We start from the raw sequence: 19,314 nt of genomic DNA, 5'->3' as shown, positions 1-19,314 counted from the left end.
GATAGGTAATCACCATGGAAAGCATCGACCTGCTGGTGCTGCGCACCGCCCACGACTGGCTCGCTGCCGGCCACCGCGTGCTGCTGGCCACCGTAGCCCGCACCTGGGGCTCATCGCCGCGCCCGGTGGGCTCGATGATGGCCCTGCGCAGCGATGGCCGGGTGGTGGGCAGTGTATCGGGCGGCTGCATCGAGGACGATCTGGTGCACCGCCACACCAGCGCTTACGGCGGCCAGGGCTTCACCGATGGCCCGCCGGAGCGGGTGCGCTATGGCGTCAGTGCCGACGAGGCGCACCGCTTCGGCCTGCCCTGCGGCGGCACCCTGGAGCTGATCCTCGAATTCAGCCCCAGTACCGCCAGCCTGCAGCAACTACTGACCCTGCTCGACAGCGGGCAACTGGTACAGCGCCAGCTGGCCCTGGCCGATGGCGCGGTGACCCTGAGCACCAGCGCCACCCCGCAGCCCTTCGACTGCACCAGCCAGCACATGCTCAACACCCTGGGCCCCGGCTACCGCATGCTGCTGATCGGTGCCGGCGCCCTGGCCGAATACCTGGCCACCATGGCGCTGTTCAACGGTTTCAAGGTGGCCGTGTGCGACCCGCGGCCAGAGCACATGGCCAGTTGGGCGGTGGCCGGCGTCGAGCACCTCAAGGGCATGCCGGACGATGTGGTGCGCGCGTTCCGAAGCGATGCGCGCACCTGCATCATCGCCGTCAGCCATGACCCCAAGCTCGATGACCTGGCGCTGCTCGAAGCGCTGCACGGGCCAGCGTTCTACATCGGCGCCATCGGTTCGCGGCGCAACAGCCAGCTGCGCCGCGAGCGGCTGATCGAACACTTTGGCGAAACCGAGCACTCGCTCGAGCGGCTGCACGGGCCGATCGGCATCTACATCGGCAGCAAGACCCCGGCGGAGATCGCGGTGAGCGTGATGGCCGAGGTGTTGGCGGCGAAGAACGCGGTGGCCTTGCCAGGGGCGGTCAATGTGTCGCAGGCCAAGGGGGCCAAGGAGTCGGCGGCCTGACTTGCCCCGCGATCAGGCCGGTCTATGCTTGTGCTCGCCATAACCCAAACGGTATCGATCACAAGGAAGACAGGCCAATGACTCCATTCACCCGCGCCATCGCTTTAGCCTCGTTAGTGTCTGCCGCAACCTTCACCGCCCACGCAGCCCAACTGCCAATTGCCAGCGAAGCCCTGGAAAGCCACGTAAAAACCGAGGTAACCGCCATCGACCTGGCCAACCGCCAGGTGACGGTCAAGGGCCCCCACGACAAGGACGTGACCTTCCAGCTCACGGAAAAGGCCAAGGCCCTGCCCAACCTCAAGGTCGGTGACCAGGTCGATATCTACGTCACCCGCGCCGTGGCCTATGTGCTCAACACCGACGTTGGCGGCGCGCCCAAGGCCAGCGAGGAAAGCGGCAGCATCCGTGCCAAGGCCGACAACCCCAACCCCGGCGGCGAAGCCTTCCGCCAGGTGAAGGTGACCTCGCAGATCAAGAAGATCGACCTCAAAACCCACGAAGTCAGCCTGCTGCCGCCCGAAGGCAAGCTGCAGGTGGTGAAAGTGGAAGACCCTGAGCTGCAGGCACGGATGAAAAACCTCAAGGTCGACCAGACCGTGGATGCGATCTACACCGAAGTGCTGCGGGTTGAGACCTCGCGTTGAATGTTCTGGGGCTGCGTTGCAGCCCATCGCGACACAAGGCCGCTCCCACAGGGGGATCGCAATTCCTGTGGGAGCGGCCTTGTGTCGCGATGGGCCGCAAAGCGGCCCCATGCTTCATTGGGCCAGACGCGGCTCGAACAGGCTGACCGCCTTGGCATCCACCGCTTTAGGCAACAACCCCTCCCGGTAAAACGCATCGGCAATCTGCTGCTGCTCCGCAAGGTTAGCCACCTTCACCGGCTGCACGTCATAGCTGCGCCGGGCATTGGCCTGCTGCACCGTGGCGCTGTCCAGGTTGCCCCACTGCGGGCCGAGAATGCGCGCTGCCGCCGCCGGGTTGGCCTTGGCCCAGGTACCGGCCTCGCGCAGGGCCAGGTACAGCTGCTGCAGCACCTCGGGGTGGGCCTTGGCGTAGTCGCTGCCGGCCAGGTAGTAGCGCTGGTAGCTGGCAAGACCACTGCCGTCGGCGAGGATGCGCGCATTCTGCTGGCGCTGGGCACTGGCCACGTAGGGGTCCCAGGTGACCCAGGCATCCACCTTGCGGTTCTCGAACGCCGCACGCCCATCGGCCGGGATCAGGTAGGCCGGGGTGATGTCCTTGAAGCTCAAGCCGGCCTTGGCCAGGGCCTGGATCAACAGGTAATGGCTGCCGGCGGCCTTGGTCACCGCCACCCGCTTGCCTTTGAGGTCGGCCAGGGTTTTCAGCGGCGAGTCGGCCGGCACCAGAATCGCCTGGGCGGTGGGCGACGGGGTTTCACGGGCGAAGTAGGTCAGCTTGGCGCCGGCGGCCTGGGTGAACACCGGCACGGTGTCGGCGACGTCTGCCGACACATCGACATTGCCCAGGTTCAGCGCCTCGAGCAGCGGCAGGCCGCTGGGGAACTCGTGCCAGCTGATGCGGATGCCTTCGGCGCCCAGGCGCTGTTCGAGGGTGCCGCGGGCCTTGAGCAGGGTCAGCAGGGTGGAGGACTTCTGGTAGCCGATGCGCAAGGTCTGTTCGGCGTGGGCCAGGCTTGGCAGCAAGGCACCGGCCAGCAGCGCCAGGGCCAGCCGGCGTACAGGTTTCAACAACATGGGGGGTCTCCGGGGTCAGGGTTGGGCGGCCAGCTTGGCGGCGCCGGGTACGGTAAAACCGGTGGCAAAGGTGGGCGCCACGTCGAGGCGTTGGTTCATCAGGCCGTGGGCCTGGTAGAAGTCGGCGGTGTCCTGCTGCTCGGCCACGGTCTGCGGGTCGATGACCTGCCAGCGCAGTTGCCGGCGCTCGAACTGCAGGCGCGCGGCGGCCTCGGGGAAGCCGATGATCGCGGCCAGGGTTTTCGAGTAGCTGTCCAGGTGCTGGTTGGCCCACACCTGCGCCCCGGCCAGGCGGTTCAGGTAGTCCTGCAAGGCTGCGCGCCGGGCCGGTGCGTCCAGTGCCTTGTCGGTGGCGGCGAGGAAGCTGTTGCCGCTGGACAGCCCGCGGCCGTTGACCAGCACCCGGCCCTGCCCGCTCAGTTCGGCAAGCGCGGTGTAGGGCTCCCAGGTCGACCAGGCGTCCACCGAGCCGTTGGCCAGGGCGATCTTGGCGTCCACCGGGCCGAGGAAGCGAAACTCCACGTCCTTTTCAGTCAGGCCGGCCTGGTCCAACGCCTTGAGCGCCAGGTGGTGGCCGATCGAGCCGCGGCCGGTGGCGATGCGTTTGCCCTTGAGGTCCGCAGCGCTGTGCAGCGGCGCGTCGGGGCGCACCAGCAGCGCGGTGCCATAGGGGTCGGACTTGTCCACGGCAATGGCTTTGACTGGTGCGCCGGAGGCCAACACGAACAACAGCGGCGCATCGCCGATGATGCCGGCGTCGATCGCCCCGGCGTTGAGCGCTTCGGCCAGGGGCGCGGCAGCGGGGAACTCGGCCCAGTGGATGTCGTAGGGCAAATCGCGCAGGGCGTCGGCGGCCTCCAGCTGGGCGCGCATGTTGCCCTTCTGGTCGCCGATGCGCAGGGTCAGGCGCTCGCTGGCAGCGGCCTGGCTTGCCAGCAGCATGGCGGCGGCGAGGGTCAGCAACTTCGAACGGATGGACATGGCGCTCCTCGGGGTCTGGGCGGGCAGCCTCGTGCGACCCGTGAAGGCAGACTGTAGCGAGAAGTTTTTAATAACCAAAAGTAATTTTAGGAATAATCTAATATGCAAATTCAATAGACACCCTATGGGGGCGCGGCTTAAATTTTGGCATTACCTGCAAGCCAGATTATGCTGACGGCTTATTTTCCCGTTCACTCCTGCGAGCGCCGATCATGAAAATCGATGACATGGACGCCTTCGTGGCGGTCATCCGTTGCCAGTCCACCAACCTTGCCGCCGAGGCCCTGCAACTGACCCAGCCAGCCATCACCCGGCGGGTGCAGAACTTCGAGGAAGACCTCGGCGCCACCTTGCTCGACCGCAACACCAAGCCGCTCAAACCCACCCCCATGGGCCTGCGGGTGTACGAGCAATGCAAGGCCATCCTGCGCGAGATCGACGCGCTGCGCGAACTGGTGGCCAACGACGGCGCCCCTTCCGGCACCCTGCGCCTGGGCGTGCCGCAAACCCTCGGCGACGTGGTGCTGCTGGATGCCCTGGCGCGCATCCGCGAGGCCTACCCGCCGCTACGCACCCAGGTCAGCAGCGGCTGGGGCAGCAGCCTGATCGCACGCATGGAAAACGGCGAGCTGGACGCCGCCGCGGCGCTGTTCCCGCCGGGCAAGATCTTCCCCGAAGGCATCGCCAGCCAGTCGATCGCACGCATGCCGCTCAAGGTGGTGGCGGCCAAGGGCAGCGCCAGCAAGCGCAGCTACAAGCTCAAGGACTGCTACACCCGCGGCTGGGTGCTCAACCCCGATGGCTGCGGTTTTCGCGCCGGCTTGCAGCGGGCGTTGAGCGAACAGGGGCTGAGCCTGTCGATCAACCTGGAAACCTTCGGCACCGAGCTACAGCTGGGGCTGGTGGCCAACGGTCAGGGCCTGGGCCTGGTACCCGAGCCGCTGTTGCTGGCCAGCCGGCACCGGGATGAACTGGAGGTGCTGAACGTCAGTGACTTCAAGCCGCAGGTGGATTTGTGGCTGTTCCACCCGCGCTACCTGGGGAATTTGCAGGGGCCGGTGGAGTTGTTTGGTGAGGTGGCCGGGCATCGGTTGTTGGGGTGAGGGCCCTATGGCCGGCAAGCCGGCTCCTACAGGGGCTGGCGCCGCCTGCGATAAATGCAAAATATGCATAACCTAAAAAACTATAAATTCTAAAAACTGATAATTAGCATAGAACCAAAAAGACTTTTACAGCGTTCATTCATACGAATACGGTCTTAGCAAACCACCGTTATTCAGGGATGAACCCCCATGAGTCACCCTTCCGACGCCGCCCTGGCCGAGCTTACCCAGGCCTTGGCAGCCAACGCCGAGCGCTACGACCGCAGCGCACAGTTCCCCAAGGACAACTTCGACCTGCTGCAGCGCCACGGCCTGCTGGCGCTGACCGTGCCCAGCGCCCTGGGCGGCGGCGGGGCCGACCTGGCCACGGCGCGCCGGGTGATCGGTGCGGTCGGCAAGGGCGACCCGGCCACCGCGCTGATTCTGGTGATGCAGTACCTGCAGCACTTTCGCCTGCAGGACGACACCCGCTGGCCCGAACACCTGCGCACGCAGGTGGCGCGCGATGCCGTGCAGCACGGCGCGCTGATCAACGCCCTGCGCGTGGAGCCGGTACTGGGCACCCCGGCCCGCGGCGGCCTGCCCGCCAGCGTGGCACGGCGCACCGCCGAGGGCTGGCGCCTGAGCGGGCGCAAGATCTACTCCACCGGCAGCCACGGCCTGAGCTGGTACCTGGTGTGGGGCCGCAGCGATGACGCCGACCCGCTGGTGGGCGGCTTTCTGGTGCACCGCGATACCCCCGGCGTCAGCATCATCGAGGACTGGGATCACCTAGGCATGCGCGCCACCTGCAGCCACGAGGTGCGTTTTGACGAGGTGCTGATCCCCCTCGACCACGCCGTCAGCGTCAGCCCGGCCAGCGCCCCACGCGCCGAACTGGACGGCGACAGCCTGCTGTGGATGGCGGTGCTGCTGCCGGCGGTGTACGACGGCGTGGCCCGCGCCGCGCGGGACTGGCTGGTGGGTTTCCTGAACCAGCGCGCACCGTCCAACCTCGGCGCGCCGCTGGCCAGCCTGGCGCGCTTCCAGGAGGTCCTGGGGCGTATCGACACCCTGCTGTTCGCCAACCAGAGCCTGCTGGATTCTGCTGCCGCCGGGCACATCGCTGCCAATCACGCCGGGCAGATCAAACACCTGGTCAGCGCCAACGCCATCCAGGCCGTGGAGCTGGCCATCGAGGCCGCCGGCAACCCTGGCCTGTCGCGGCGCAACCCGCTGGAGCGGCACTACCGCGATGTGCTCTGCAGCCGCATCCATACGCCCCAGGACGACGTGGTGTTCGGCCAGGCCGGGCGCAACGCGTTGACGCAGGTGACCCCATGAGCCATTCGATCATCGCCAGCCAGCTGGACCCTCAAGCCAACCAGGCCCTGCGCGAGCGGTTGGTGGACCACGAGGTGGTCGATATCCCCTTCGGCCAGTTGAACCTCGAAGTGCCCGCCGATGTGTTCATCCTGCGCCCGGTGAACATCCGCGGGCAGCAGGTCGACATCCCGCCGCCGGGCTGGCCGTGGAACCTGAAGTGGGTGCAGTTGGTGTCCTCGGGCATCGACTTCTACCCCGACTGGGTGTTCCAGGGCCCGCCGGTCACCAGCGGCAAGGGCGCCAATGCCGAGCAGGTGGCCGAGTTCGCCCTGGCCCTGGTGTTCGCCGCCGCCAAGCAATTGCCCGGCTTGTGGGTGAAGGACGCCGACTGGCAGCTGACCCCGCTGGCCCCGGTGCGAGGCCGCATCTTGGGCATTCTCGGCTTTGGCAGCATTGGCCAGAGCCTGGCGCGCAAGGCCGTGGCCCTGGGCATGCGGGTTTTGGCCCTGAGCCGCCCCGGCCAGCCCATCGCCGAGATTGCCGGCGTGGAGCGCGCCGAAGACCTGCGCCAGCTGTTCGCCGGCAGCGACCACCTGGTGCTGGCCGCCCCGCTCACCCCCGCCACCCGCGGCCTGATCGACCGCCAGGTGCTGGCCCACGCCCGCCCCGGCCTGCACCTGGTGAACATCGCCCGCGGCGGTTTGCTCGACCAACAGGCGCTGCTCGAAGCCCTGGACAGCGGCCTGTTGGGCCGCGCCAGCCTGGACGTCACCGACCCCGAGCCATTGCCCGTCGGTCACCCGCTGTACCAGCACCCGCGGGTGTTCTTGTCACCGCACACCTCGGCCATTTCTGCAGACGGCTACCCGGCCTTGCTCGATGCCTTCGTCGCCAACTTCCACCGCTACCGCGAGCAGGCGCCGCTGGCCAACCTGGTCGACACCGCACGCGGCTACTGATTACCGGAGAACACACCATGACCTCACTGTCTGCCGTCACCCCCATCACCGCGCATGTGCGCGACCGGGTCAGCGCCGAAGAATGGGAGGTGCGGGTCAAGCTGGCCGCCGCCTACCGCCTGGCTGCGCTGTTTCGCTGGACCGACCATATCTACACGCACTTCTCGGCGCGGGTGCCGGGGCCGGACGAGCACTTCCTGATCAACGCCTTCGGCCTGCTGTTCGATGAAATCACCGCCTCCAACCTGGTCAAGGTGGATGTCGACGGCACAATCATCGACGACCCGCTGGGGCTGGGTATCAACCAGGCCGGCTACGTGATCCACAGCGCCATCCACCGTGCCCGCCCCGATCTCACTGCGGTGCTGCACACCCACACCCGCGACGGCGCGGCGGTGTCGGCGCAGCGCGACGGTTTGCTGCCGATTTCCCAGCACGCCCTGGCCTACTACAGCCGGGTGGTTTACCACGACTACGAAGGCGTGGCCCTGGACCTGGACGAGCAGCAGCGCCTGGTGGCCAACCTGGGCGACAGCAACATCCTCATTTTGCGCAACCACGGGCTGCTGACCGGCGGCGTCAGCGTGGAGCACGCGTTCCGCGAGCTGCACGGGCTGGAGCGGGCCTGCAATATCCAGGTGGCGGCCCAGGCCGGGGGCAATGAGCAGTTGCTGCATGCCTCGCCAGCGGCGATTGCCAAGGTGCATGAGCAGTCCAAGCGGTTTTCCGATGGCAAGGGTGAAGGGATCCAGCGGCACTGGGATGCGTTGATCCGCCAACTGGAGCGGGAGGGGCTTGAGTACCAGGACTGAGCCAGCCTGTACCGGCCCTATCGCCGGCAAGCCGGCTCCTACACGCGGTCCCTGTAGGAGCCGGCTTGCCGGCGATAGGGCCAGCAAACCACTACCCCCTTCTGAAGGACCACCCCATGCCCCCACTGCACCGCCTGTTCGCCCTCGGCGCCCTGGCCCTGGCCCTGGCACTCAATGCCTGCTCCCCCGCCGACAACACCGCCACCCGCAACACCCTCAACATCGCCTTCTGGGGCGACAACACCACCCTGGTCAGCGTCGACCCGTTCCAGGTCTACTGGCTGGAACACCGCGTGCTGCTGCGCAACGTTGCCGAATCGCTCACCGACCAGGACCCGCAAAGCGGCCGCATCATCCCGTGGCTGGCCAAAAGCTGGGAGGTGGGCAGCGATGCCCTGAGCTACACCTTCCACCTGCGCCAGGACGTCACCTTCAGCAACGGCGAGCGCTTCGACGCCCATGCGGTGAAGGCCGCCTTCGACAGCAACAAGGCCTTCGCCACCCAGCTGCCGGCCACCTTCGGCGCCACCTACCTGGCCGGCTACGACCACGCCGAGGTGATCGACGACTTCACCGTGCGCCTGGTGCTGGCCAAGCCCAATGCCGGCTTCCTGCAGGCCACCTCCACCACCAACCTGGCGATTCTGGCCCCGGCCTCGTACAAGCTCAGCGCCCAGGAACGCTCGCTGGGCAAGATCATCGGCACCGGCCCGTTCGTGCTCGAGCACTACACCCCCGAAGTGGGTGCGCGGCTGGTCAAGCGCGCCGACTACGCCTGGGCTTCGGCCAACGTGCACAACCCGGGCGCTGCGCACCTGGACGCGGTCGAGATCAGCTACATCGCCGAAGAAAGCGTGCGCAACGGCCTGTTCCTGCAGGGCAAGGCCGACATCCTGTGGCCGCGCAACCCGTTCTCCGAGGTGGACCTGAAGCTGTTCCAGAGCAAGGGCGCGACCATCCAGAGCCGCTCGTTGCCTGGCCCGGCGCTGAACCTGTACCCCAACACCCGCAACGACCGCCTGCTGGGCGACCGCCAGGTGCGCCTGGCGCTGCAAAAAGCCATCGACCGCACAAGCTACGCGCACACCGTGTACAACGCCGAGTTTCCGGTGGTCAGCGGGGTGTACGACGTGACCACGCCGTACTTCAAGCCACAGGCCGACAAGCTCGCCTACGACCCCAAGGGCGCCGAGCAACTGCTCGAGGGCGCCGGCTGGCACAAGGGTGACGATGGCTACCGGCACAAGAACGGCCAGCGCCTGACCCTGCGCTACAACATCAGCCCCGCCGAAAGCGCCGGCGACGTGCTGGTGCAGGACCAACTGCGCAAGGTGGGCATCGACCTCAAGCTGAACGTGCTGACCCGCGCCGAATGGGTGGCCGGCAACGCCTCGGGCAACTACGACCTGACCTCGACCTACATGACCCGCGCCGACCCGATCATCCTGCAGACCATCCTCGACCCGCGCGCGGCCAACAGCGCAACCCTTGCCACCAACAGCTACGAGCCGCACACCCTGCCCAAGGTGCAGGCGCTGTTCGACCAGGGCATCACCGCCACCGCCGACACCCAGCGCGCCGACGCCTATGGCCAGTTGCAGGACCTGCTGGTGAACGAGGCCTCGGCGTTCCCGCTATACGAGCGGGTGTGGCAGGCAGCCACCGCGCCACGGGTCAAGGACTTCCGCTGGACCGCCGAGGGCTTTGCCTTCCTCAGTGACATCCAGGTCGGCCAGCCATGAAACGCTACCTGATCGGCCGCATCGGCCAGGCACTGCTGGTGTTGTGGGGCGCCTACACCATCAGCTACTTCATCCTCTACCTGCTGCCGGGCGACACCCTGGCGATCATGCTCAGCGCCTCAGGCATGGAGGCCGACGGCCTGTCGCCCGAGGACCTGGCCCGCGCCCGCGCCTACTACGGGCTGGACAAGGGATTGTTCGAGCAGTACTTCGACCTGCTCTGGCGCGCCATACATGGCGACCTGGGCCAGTCGCTGTCGCTGGGCCGGCCGGTGACCGCGCTGCTGGCCGAGCGCCTGCCGCAAACCTTGGCTTTGGCGGGGCTGGCCATCGTGCTGTCGCTGCTGGCCGGAGTGGGCCTGGCCTACCTGACCGCCTACCTGCAATGGCGCCCGCTCAAGAGCGCCCTCACCCGCCTGCCGTCACTGGGCTTTTCGGTGCCGGTGTTCTGGATGGGCCTGCTGCTGATCCAGGTGTTCGCCTTCGGCCTGGGCTGGTTCCCGGCCACCGGCAGCCAGGGCTTTGCCAGCCTGGTGCTGCCGGCGGTGACCCTGGCCATCCCCAGTGCGGCGGTGTACGCCCAGGTGCTGCAACGGGGCTTTGCCGGGGTGTGGCAGGAGCCCTACATCGCCACGGCCTTTGCCAAGGGCCTGAGCCGCGCCCAGGTGCAGGCGCGCCACGGGCTGCGCAACGCAGCATTGCCACTGCTGACCCTGGTGGGGCTGCAGGTGGGCAACACGGTGTCCGGCGCGGTGTTGGTGGAAACCATCTTTTCGCGCAATGGCGTCGGGCGCCTGGCCCAGGAGGCGGTGTTGCGCCAGGACATTCCGGTGGTGCTGGCGATTGTCGCGGTGTCGGCGGCGGCCTTTGTGGTGGTGAATTTGATCGTCGACCTGCTTTACCCGTGGCTTGACCCGCGGATTACCCATACGGCCAAGGTGAGCTGAGATGACTATCGATGTGGGCTTCATCGCCGGCAAGCCGGCTCCTACAGGGGGCGTTGCCGCCCCGGGTACAGGCTGGAAGCGCCGCACCCGCTGGCAGCGCCTGCACCAGGCAGCAGCGCCGCTGCTGCGCCGGCCGGGTTTTAGCCTGGCGTTGCTGGTGGTGCTGTTCGCCCTGCTGGCGGCCCTGGTGCCACAACTGCTGAGCAGCTTCGACCCCTATGCCACCTCCCCGGCCGACAAACTCAGCGCGCCGAGCCTGGTGCACTGGTTCGGCACCGACGAACTGGGCCGCGACCTGTACACCCGGGTGGTGTACGGCGCGCGACTGAGCGTGCTGGCGGCGCTGCTGGCGGTGGCGATTGCCCTGGCCGGCGGCCTCGGGCTGGGGGTGCTGGCCGGCTTTGCCGGCGGGCGCCTGGACGCGGCCTTGATGCGCATCATCGACGTGCTGCTGGCCCTGCCTGGCCTGTTGCTGGCCCTGGCCATCGTCACCGCCATCGGCTTTGGCACGGTGCCGGTGGCCATCGCCGTGGGGGTGGGCATCATCCCGGGCTTTGCCCGCACCACCCGCGCCGAAGTGCTGCGCATCAAGACCCTGCCCTACGTCGAGGCCGCGCGCCTGGGCGGCGCCAGCTGGGCGCGCACGTTACTGCGCCACGTGCTGCCCAACGCCTGGGGGCCGGTGGCGGTACTCGCCACCCTGGACTTCGGCGCGGCCATCCTGGCTACCGCCGGCTTGAGCTTTCTCGGCTTTGGCGCCGCACCGCCGGCGGCGGAATGGGGCACGCTGATTGCCAACGGCCGCCACTTTTTGATTACCGCACCCTGGGTGTCCCTGCTGCCGGGGCTGTTCGTGGTGGCGGTGGTGTTCAGCCTCAATCACCTGGCGCGCAGCGTCGAGGAGCATGCCCGATGAGCCAACCGCCCTTGATCGAGGTCCGCGGCCTCAGTGTCAGCTACCGCTTTGCCGGGCAACGTACCCACGCCGTGCAGGGGTTGTCGTTCAGCCTGCAACAGGGCGAGACCCTGGCCATCGTCGGCGAGTCCGGCTCGGGCAAGTCGACCCTGGCCAACGCCCTGCTCGGCTTGTTGCCGGGCAATGCCCAGGTCGACCAGGGCGAGCTGTGGGTAGCCGGGGTGGATGTGGCCAAGGCCAGTGAACGGGCCCGGCGCCAGTTGCGCGGGCGCACCGTCGGCCTGGTGCCCCAGGACCCGATGGTCAGCCTCAACCCCACCTTGCGCATCGGCCAGCAGATTGCCGAGGCGCTGTTGCTGGCCAAGGGGGTGCGCCGCTACCCGGGGCTGGAAGCCGATGTGCAGGCGCTGCTGGCCCAGGTTGGCCTGGACGACCCGGCGCTGCGCGCCCGCCAGTACCCCCACGAGTTGTCTGGCGGCATGCGCCAGCGGGTGCTGATTGCCATCGCCCTGGCCGGCAACCCGCGCCTGATCATTGCCGACGAACCCACCAGCGCGCTGGATGTAACGGTGCAGCGGCGCATCCTCGACCACCTGCAACAGCTGGTGGCCGAGCGCGGTATTTCGCTGCTGATCATCACCCATGACTTAGGCATGGCGTGCGATCGCGCCGACCGCCTGCTGGTGATGCGCCACGGGCAGTTGGTGGAGCATGCCTCGCCGCGCCAGGTGCTGTGGGGCTCGCAGCAGCCGTATACCCGCGACCTGCTCAATGCCGCGCCCGCCTTCGTGCCCCGGCACCGGCCAAGGGTGGCCGAAGGGCCGGCGCTGCTGCGCCTGAGCCACGTGGGCAAACGCTTTGCCCTGCCGGGGCAGGACGCGCACTTTACTGCATTGCATGACCTGAACCTTGAAGTGCATGCCGGCCAGACCCTGGCCATTGTCGGCGAGTCCGGCTCGGGCAAAAGCACCGCACTGCGCATCGCCCTGGGGCTGGAAAAACCCAGCAGCGGCAGCGTGGCGTTTGCCGGCATCGACGTCACCAGGCACAGCTGGCGGGCGTTCCGGCCGCTGCGCCGGCGTATCCAGCTGGTGCAGCAAAACCCCTTCGCCGCCCTCGACCCGCGCTTTACCGTGTTCGACAGTATCGTCGAGCCGCTGGTGGCGTTCGGGCTGCTCGAGGGCGAGGCGCTGGAGCGCCGGGCGCGGGAGCTGATAACCAAGGTGCAGTTGCCGGTGCAGTTTCTCGACCGGCTGCCCAAGGAGTTGTCCGGCGGGCAGCGCCAGCGGGTGGCGATAGCCCGGGCGCTGGCGCTGGAGCCAGAAGTGTTGCTGCTGGACGAGCCGGTGAGTGCGCTGGATGTGTCGGTGCAGGCGCAGGTGCTGGCGCTGCTGGATGAGCTGCAGCGCGAGCTGGGCATGGCTTATGTGCTGGTGTCCCATGACCTGGCGGTGGTGGCGAGCATGGCCGACCAGGTGCTGGTGCTGCGCCGGGGCCAGGTGGTGGAACAGGGGCCGGCGGTGCAGGTGTTGTCGCAGCCGGGCAGCCGCTATACCCGCGAGCTGATTGCGGCGATACCGGGGTATTCGCGCAGTGTGTTGCCGGTGGCGGTGTAAGGCTTAAGGGCCATGGGGCTGCTGCGCAGCCCATCGCGACACGAGGCCGCTCCCACAGGGATCGCATAACCCTCAGGCCTGAGCAATTCCTGTGGGAAGCGGCCTTGTGTCGCGACGGGCCGCAAAGCGGCCCCATAATCCACATTGCAATGCATAATAAAAAAAATAATTATTTGTAATTCGCATAATTAGCTTAGAACCACAAAGCCTTTCACAAGCCCCTCTCCCCCACGCTAACGTCCCCTCTTACCAGTCCGACCCCACACCCGGCGGAGGCCTCCACAACCTGATTGCAGAAGGACTCCCCATGAGCAAGCGACAGATCAAACTCGGCGCGATGATCCACGGTGTCGGCCACGGCTGGGGCGAATGGCGCCACCCCAAGGCGCTGACCGATGCCAGCGTCAACTTCGGTTTCTACAAGCAGCAGGCGCAACTGGCGGAGGCCGCGAAATTCGACTTCGCCTTCATCGCCGACAGCCTGCACATTCACGCCCGCTCCAGCCCCCACTACCTCAACCGCTTCGAGCCGCTGACCATTCTTTCGGCGCTGGCAGCGGTTACCCAGCACATCGGCCTGGTGGCCACGGTCACGGTCAGCTACAGCGAACCCTTCCAGGTGGCGCGCCAGTTCGCCTCGCTGGATCTGATCAGCGGCGGGCGCGCCGGCTGGAACGTGGTCACCTCGTGGCTGTCGGGCACCGCCGACAATTTCGGCAAGGCCGAGCACCCGCCCCACGCCGTGCGCTACCGCATCGCCCGCGAGCATGTGGAGGTGGTCAAGGGGCTGTGGGACTCGTGGGAGGACGACGCCTTTACCCGCAACAAGCAGACCGGCGAATACTTCGCCCCCGACAAGCTGCATACCCTTGGCCACCAGGGCGAGTTCTTCAAGGTGAAGGGGCCGTTGAACATCCAGCGCTCGCCCCAGGGCCAGCCGCTGATCTTCCAGGCCGGGGTGTCGGACGACGGGCGCAATTTCGCCGCGCAAAACGCCGATGCGATATTCGTCAGCCCCGAGTCGTTCACCGATGCCCGGGCCTATTACCAGGACCTGAAAAAACGCGCCGCACAGCACGGCCGCGACCCAGAACAGCTGTTCATTCTGCCGGGCATCCGGCCCATTGTCGGGCGCGATGAAGCCGAGGTGCAAAGCCGTTACCAGCAGGCGGTGGAGCTGGTGAGCATCGAGGATGCCATCGTTGCCCTGGGCCGGCCGTTCAACGACTACGACTTCAGCCAGCACGACCTGGACGCGCCCTTCCCCGACCTGGGCACCCTGGGTGACAACAGCCACAAGGGCACCGCCGACCAGCTCAAGCAACTGGCCCGTGACGAGGGGCTGACCTTGCGCCAGCTGGCATTGCGCTTCTCGCGGCCACGGCGCGATTTCACCGGCACCCCGCAGCAAGTGGCCGATGCGCTGCAGCATTGGTTCGAGCAGGGGGCGGCGGATGGTTTCATCATCAACCAGTTGCTGCCGGACGGGCTGCAGTACTTCACCGAGCTGGTGGTGCCATTGCTGCAAGAGCGGGGGCTGGTGCGTAGCGAGTACCCGGGTAGCACCTTGCGTGACAACTTCGGGTTGGCGGTGCCAGAGAACCGCAACACGGTACGCCGTAGCCAAAGCGCTGTGGCTTGAGATTGCCGGGACCGCTTTGCGGTCCTTTCGCGACACAAGGCCGCTCCTACAAGGGGCGGCGCTCTTCTGTAGGAGCGGCCTTGCGCCGCGATGGGCCGCAACGCGGCCCCCTCCCCCCTCATCAAAATGGAATTTTGCCCAATGACCCTCGAATTCATCGGCCTCATCGGCCCCCAGGAAGGCAGCGAATCCCAGGCCCCACGCGGCCCGCTGGTGGACCTGGAATTCATCAAGGCCTTCGCCCAGGCCCAGGAATACGGCGGCTTCGACAAGGCCCTGCTGGCGGTCAACACCAGCGCGCCAGACTCGATGATCCTGGCCAGCTACGTGGCCGCCCTCACCGAGCGCATCGGCCTGTTGGTGGCGCACCGCCCGGGCTTTCAGGCGCCCACCTTCGCCGCCCGCCAGTTCGCCACCCTCGACCAACTCAGCCGTGGCCGCGCCTCGATCAACGTGATCACCGGCGGCGACAGCGGCGACCTGCAGCGCGATGGCGATTTCCTCGACAAGGACGCCCGCTACGCCCGCACCGACGAGTACCTGCAGGTGCTGCGCAACACCTGGACCCAGACCGAACCCTTCGACCACCAGGGCGCCCATTACCGGGTGGAAGACAACCTGACCCTGGTCAAGCCGGTAGGCAAGCTGCCCATCTACTTCTCCGGCGCCTCGGACGCTGCGGTGGAGGTGGCCGCCAAGCATGCCGACGTGTACATGATGTGGGGCGAGCCGCTGGAGCAGGTGCGCGAGCGCATCGCCCAGGTGCGCAAGGCCGCCGCCCGCTACGGGCGCGAAAAGCACATCCGCTTCAGCCTGTCGCTGCGCCCGATCCTGGGTGCCACCGAGGACGAAGCCTGGGCCCGCGCCGAGCGCATTCTCAGCGATGCCAAGCAACGCATCGGCATCCGCCAGGGCAACCGCCGCGAGAAGAATTTCGGTAAGAGCAACGTGGGCTCGGAGCGGCTGGTGCAACTGGCCGGCAAGGTGCATGACACCCGGCTGTGGACCGAAATCGCCGCGTTAGGCGGCGGCGCGGGGAACTCCACCTCGCTGGTGGGGACGCCGGACCAGGTCGCCGAGGCGGCGCTGGCGTACTACGAGCTGGGGGTGAGTACCTTCCTGTTCCGTGGCTTCGATCAGCTGCGTGATGCGGTGGAATACGGGCAGGAGCTGATACCGCGGATTCGCGCCCTGGTGGCAGGTGGGCGCGAGCAGCGCAGAGCCTGATTCGCCTGGCAGGGCCCTATCGCCGGCAAGCCGGCTCCTATGGAACAAATCACAACTCGTTGATTTAACGAAGATTCTGTGGGAGCGGCTTGAAGGCTTCGCGATCCCTGTGGGAAGCGGCCTTGTGTCGCGATTGGGCTGCATGGCAGCCCCAGGGGCTCGACCTCATGCAAAATCGCCGGGGCTGCTGCGCAGCCCAATCGCGACACAAGGCCGCTCACCACAGGGATTGCATCAGCTTCAGGTCAGTGCCGTACCTGTAGGAGCCGGCTTGCCGGCGATAGGGCCAGACAACACAGCACATACCCATGGCCCGATCACCAAGGCCCGTTCACATAAGCCATGATCTCGTCGAACCCCGGCCCCGGCCTGCCAACCGGGCTGGTATCGATCACCTCCTGCGGCGCCTGCGCCATCTGCTCGGCGCGGTTGTTCGGCGCATGGCCATGCCAGCGCGCCAGCGCCTCGGCCAACTGCCCGGTACCGGCCTGGTTGCCGTACACCATCGCTTCACTGACCGCCACCCCGGCCAAGGTATCCAGCCGCTGCTGGGTTTCCTTGAGCAGGCGTTTGTCTTCGCGCAGCAGGTGCAGGTAGAGGGCGTCATCCGGCGAGTGCCGGGCGCGCTCCTGAATGCGCAAGGCATGGCGCTCCAGTTGCCGGTCGACATCGCTGATCATGCCCTGCACAGCCGCACGCTCGCGCTGCGACACCGGCGCGATGCCAGCCTCCAGCGCCTGCTGGTAGCGGCGCAGGGTCGCCCAGCAGGCCGGGATGTAGCTGTCGAGCATCTTGTGGTCGGTAAACTTGACCACCTGCAGCGGCAGGCGGCCCCGCGCGGGCAGGCCATGCGTCTGGTCAAGCACCCGGCTGCACAGGGCCTTGTCGATGAGGGTGCGACAGCCCGGGCGCCAGAGAATTGCCGAGGTTTCGCCCTTGGCGAACGGCACCGGCAAAAAGTGACGCAGCTCGCCATGGTGCTCGAAGTCTTCGCCATCCCAGTTGATCAGGCCCGAAACGATGCGCCCCACGCCGACCCCCGACTTCACGGCAGTGTCTTTCACCCCCTGGGCGACCACATCCCAGCGGGTGTTCATCCACGGCGCCGGCAGGCTGGGGACAGGGTCGTCGTCGTAGACCATACGGTAGTGGACCAGGTCGGCGGCGCCTTGCATGAACGTGGTGTCGCCGGCGCGGGGGGCGCCGTAGGTGTAGAGCTGCAGGGTTAGGGTTGGGTCGGTGCGGCGAAGCATTTCGGACAGCAGCAGCGCTACGGCGCCGCCGAGGCTGTGGCCGCAGATGATCAGTTGCTGGTTTTGCTGGAACCTGGCCCTGTAGCTGGAGACGAAGCCGAACACCCTCTGTGCAGCCTCGTAAAACCCTCGATGCACCCGCCCCTCACCCTCTGCAAAGGGCACCTGAAGTGCGTCGAGATCGCGCCATACGTCTGCCATGAGTTCATTGGTGCCTCGAATCGCGACGACCATCACCTCTGCATTGTGGGTAATGTAGGCCTGTGTATCGGTGGAGTCATGGAGGTTTCTATCGTCGAGGAAATGAATATTGGCTGGGTTTTCCTGCTGCTCCCCAAGTGCCGGGTCGTTTGCCGAGTACAACTTCGGGTCGAAAGGCACGATTTCCCAACGCTCCGAATACGGCACATCCTCATACAGAGGAAAACACGCCTGCTGCTGGGCAGCATCTACACGCCAGATTTCCTGCGAATTGGCCAACGCCTCGCCGAACCAATTGCCCATGCTCGGCACATTGGGGAAGGTTACCGATGGCGCCATGACCGGGTGCTCCTCCGGGTCCTGCCCGAACGGGCTATAGCTGAGAGTTGCCATCAGGGATAGCTGGTAGAGGTTCAAGACACAGAATTCAGGCGCAGTGGACAGCATGGGCCTGAGCGCCCGCAATGGCCGAACTTCCAGAACGGTGTGCTTGCCAGGCATCAGGCCAACGCCCCATTCACCATGGGCACCCATGATCACGTTAATAGCCGACTGCGGTGGGAAGGCACGCTTGGACAATGGGGGTAAATGACTGTTGTGGCGTACCAGTTCACTGACTTCTACTTGGTAAAAGTAGTCAGCATGTACTTGCGCTGGATTGCTTGGTGTGCGAGACGCATCAGAGTACCGATAGGTTGTATTTTCCGCGCGCACCTGCAACTCGGTGACTTTTAGTGGGTAGTGATCACGTATTTGAAGGTCCGTGTAAATACTGTCATCACCCACATAAATACTGCTGAACCGCAATACTAGCAATCCCTCAAAATGGTTTTCAACGCTACCTCGCCCTTCGACATCCAACACTCCCCGATAGACCTCCCCCTCGCTATCAACAACCTCATAAAAAACTCCAGCATAGGAAACACCAGCCCCCAGCTCATCAACCAACTGAAAACTGGTTTCCTGCCCCCTGACTGGGCACACCAACATGGCCCCATTAAGCGACCTATGAAGCTCGGCCAAAAAGTCATCCTGACACTTCATAAATCACTCCTCACACCCAGGATAAATAGTGCATCGCCTCATATCGGGCATAATAAACTCGCTAAAATCTGAATAATTCCCACGACAGAATCCTCTGACGTCATCCATTCCCTCCCCTAGGCAACGCTTCCAGCCGTTAGCAAACTCAACCCAAGTATCCCCCATGGAGGGTCGTTCTTTTTCAGCCAACCGAACATTCATCCTTACTGTAAGCCCCGGAAGTTGATCCAAGGCATACAACGCAAACGGCTTCCCTCGGCCTTTCTCGCCTCGCTCGTTATCTTTCTTACAATCAAGAAGCTTCCATATCACACGCGTTTTGCCGGCAGTACGAAACAGCCATTGGCATTCCCCATAAAACGTATCTTCGCGTTCAGACGTCATCACACGCCGCGCTTCCTCAGGCACATCCAAAAGCACGCCAATGCTCGCATTGTCGTAACTAACCTGGTGGAACTTATCTCCATACGCCGCATGAATCTCCATCTTGATTCGGCTCAAAATCATGTGACAGCCCTTTATGATCTTTCGAATTTCGATGACTGCTACAGGGTTATAGTCTTGACGCCATTTCCTATTTAGCGACGGCATCGTTCTCCGCCAATCTGTCACTTCACATTTTCTCTCAGGATCAGGGACATACCACACGCCTGCTGAGTATGCGAAACCTGGCGGCAACTCACCGACCAAGGTAAATGTATTGGCTTCTTTATCTGAACATCCGACAAGCAGAGAAACTCCGAAAAGCATTACAAGCAAATAGAAAGACCTTCCTCTCACCATCATTGGCATTGCCAGCCCCTTTTCGCATTAGATT

At 65.5% G+C, this 19,314-nt stretch carries 16 protein-coding genes and 1 pseudogene; 13 read left to right on the top strand and 4 right to left on the bottom strand.

The features are described from left to right. Positions 1–14 precede the first annotated feature (14 nt). Together KSS94_RS10105 and KSS94_RS10100 are read left to right on the top strand one after the other, a co-directional pair. Positions 15–1,028, top strand: coding sequence for an XdhC family protein (locus tag KSS94_RS10105; RefSeq protein ID WP_217842834.1), 1,014 nt, complete (start codon positions 15–17; stop codon positions 1,026–1,028). 77 nt (positions 1,029–1,105) lie between these two features. Further along, a complete protein-coding gene (locus tag KSS94_RS10100) occupies positions 1,106–1,675 on the top strand; it encodes a hypothetical protein (RefSeq protein ID WP_217842833.1) in 570 nt (189 codons plus the stop codon). 114 nt (positions 1,676–1,789) lie between these two features. Here KSS94_RS10100 and KSS94_RS10095 read toward each other — a convergent pair whose 3' ends face one another. Beyond that, entirely contained in the window at positions 1,790–2,749 is a 960-nt protein-coding gene (locus tag KSS94_RS10095) for an aliphatic sulfonate ABC transporter substrate-binding protein (protein ID WP_217842832.1), read from the bottom strand. 15 nt (positions 2,750–2,764) lie between these two features. Further along, entirely contained in the window at positions 2,765–3,730 is a 966-nt protein-coding gene (locus KSS94_RS10090; RefSeq protein WP_217842831.1) for an ABC transporter substrate-binding protein, read from the bottom strand. A 212-nt stretch (positions 3,731–3,942) separates the two neighbouring features. On the opposite strand from KSS94_RS10090, the gene KSS94_RS10085 reads away from it, so the two are divergent. From KSS94_RS10085 to KSS94_RS10040, 11 genes and pseudogenes are all read left to right on the top strand, one after another. Further along, positions 3,943–4,833, top strand: a complete 891-nt coding sequence (locus KSS94_RS10085; RefSeq protein ID WP_217842830.1) for a LysR family transcriptional regulator — start codon at positions 3,943–3,945, stop codon at positions 4,831–4,833. 189 nt (positions 4,834–5,022) lie between these two features. Further along, positions 5,023–6,156, top strand: coding sequence for an acyl-CoA dehydrogenase family protein (locus tag KSS94_RS10080; protein ID WP_217842829.1), 1,134 nt, complete (start codon positions 5,023–5,025; stop codon positions 6,154–6,156). Next, positions 6,153–7,097 carry a D-isomer specific 2-hydroxyacid dehydrogenase family protein gene (locus KSS94_RS10075; RefSeq protein WP_217842828.1) on the top strand — a complete coding sequence of 315 codons (945 nt, stop codon included), beginning with the start codon at positions 6,153–6,155 and terminating at the stop codon, positions 7,095–7,097. The genes KSS94_RS10080 and KSS94_RS10075 overlap by 4 nt, the downstream gene beginning before the upstream one ends. Before the next feature lie 17 nt (positions 7,098–7,114). Further along, the gene (locus KSS94_RS10070; protein ID WP_217842827.1) at positions 7,115–7,909 is read left to right on the top strand and encodes a class II aldolase/adducin family protein; all 795 of its coding nucleotides are present in this window, start codon (positions 7,115–7,117) and stop codon (positions 7,907–7,909) included. A 116-nt stretch (positions 7,910–8,025) separates the two neighbouring features. Next, positions 8,026–9,651 carry an ABC transporter substrate-binding protein gene (locus KSS94_RS10065; protein ID WP_217842826.1) on the top strand — a complete coding sequence of 542 codons (1,626 nt, stop codon included), beginning with the start codon at positions 8,026–8,028 and terminating at the stop codon, positions 9,649–9,651. Next, complete coding sequence (locus KSS94_RS10060) at positions 9,648–10,598, top strand: ABC transporter permease (RefSeq protein WP_217842825.1); 951 nt, start codon at positions 9,648–9,650, stop codon at positions 10,596–10,598. The genes KSS94_RS10065 and KSS94_RS10060 overlap by 4 nt, the downstream gene beginning before the upstream one ends. Before the next feature lies 1 nt (position 10,599). Next, entirely contained in the window at positions 10,600–11,514 is a 915-nt protein-coding gene (locus KSS94_RS10055) for an ABC transporter permease (protein ID WP_225935860.1), read from the top strand. Continuing rightward, positions 11,511–12,365: pseudogene (locus KSS94_RS27560) on the top strand (ABC transporter ATP-binding protein); the annotation flags it as partial. The gene KSS94_RS10055 and the pseudogene KSS94_RS27560, both read left to right, overlap by 4 nt. Beyond that, the gene (locus KSS94_RS27555; protein WP_437180007.1) at positions 12,360–13,130 is read left to right on the top strand and encodes an ABC transporter ATP-binding protein; all 771 of its coding nucleotides are present in this window, start codon (positions 12,360–12,362) and stop codon (positions 13,128–13,130) included. The pseudogene KSS94_RS27560 and the gene KSS94_RS27555, both read left to right, overlap by 6 nt. A gap of 307 nt (positions 13,131–13,437) precedes the next feature. Next, positions 13,438–14,772, top strand: coding sequence for an LLM class flavin-dependent oxidoreductase (locus tag KSS94_RS10045; RefSeq protein ID WP_217842823.1), 1,335 nt, complete (start codon positions 13,438–13,440; stop codon positions 14,770–14,772). Positions 14,773–14,913: 141 nt separating this feature from the next. Beyond that, entirely contained in the window at positions 14,914–15,999 is a 1,086-nt protein-coding gene (locus KSS94_RS10040) for an LLM class flavin-dependent oxidoreductase (RefSeq protein WP_217842822.1), read from the top strand. Between the two features lie 317 nt (positions 16,000–16,316). Here KSS94_RS10040 and KSS94_RS10035 read toward each other — a convergent pair whose 3' ends face one another. Then, the gene (locus KSS94_RS10035; RefSeq protein WP_217842821.1) at positions 16,317–18,497 is read right to left on the bottom strand and encodes a lipase family protein; all 2,181 of its coding nucleotides are present in this window, start codon (positions 18,495–18,497) and stop codon (positions 16,317–16,319) included. Positions 18,498–18,500: 3 nt separating this feature from the next. Next, the gene (locus KSS94_RS10030; RefSeq protein WP_225935859.1) at positions 18,501–19,289 is read right to left on the bottom strand and encodes a hypothetical protein; all 789 of its coding nucleotides are present in this window, start codon (positions 19,287–19,289) and stop codon (positions 18,501–18,503) included. Positions 19,290–19,314 lie beyond the last annotated feature (25 nt).

Origin of the sequence: Pseudomonas fakonensis (assembly GCF_019139895.1) — a bacterium.
GTDB lineage: Bacteria > Pseudomonadota > Gammaproteobacteria > Pseudomonadales > Pseudomonadaceae > Aquipseudomonas > Aquipseudomonas fakonensis.
This window is presented reverse-complemented; position numbering and strand designations above follow the sequence as displayed.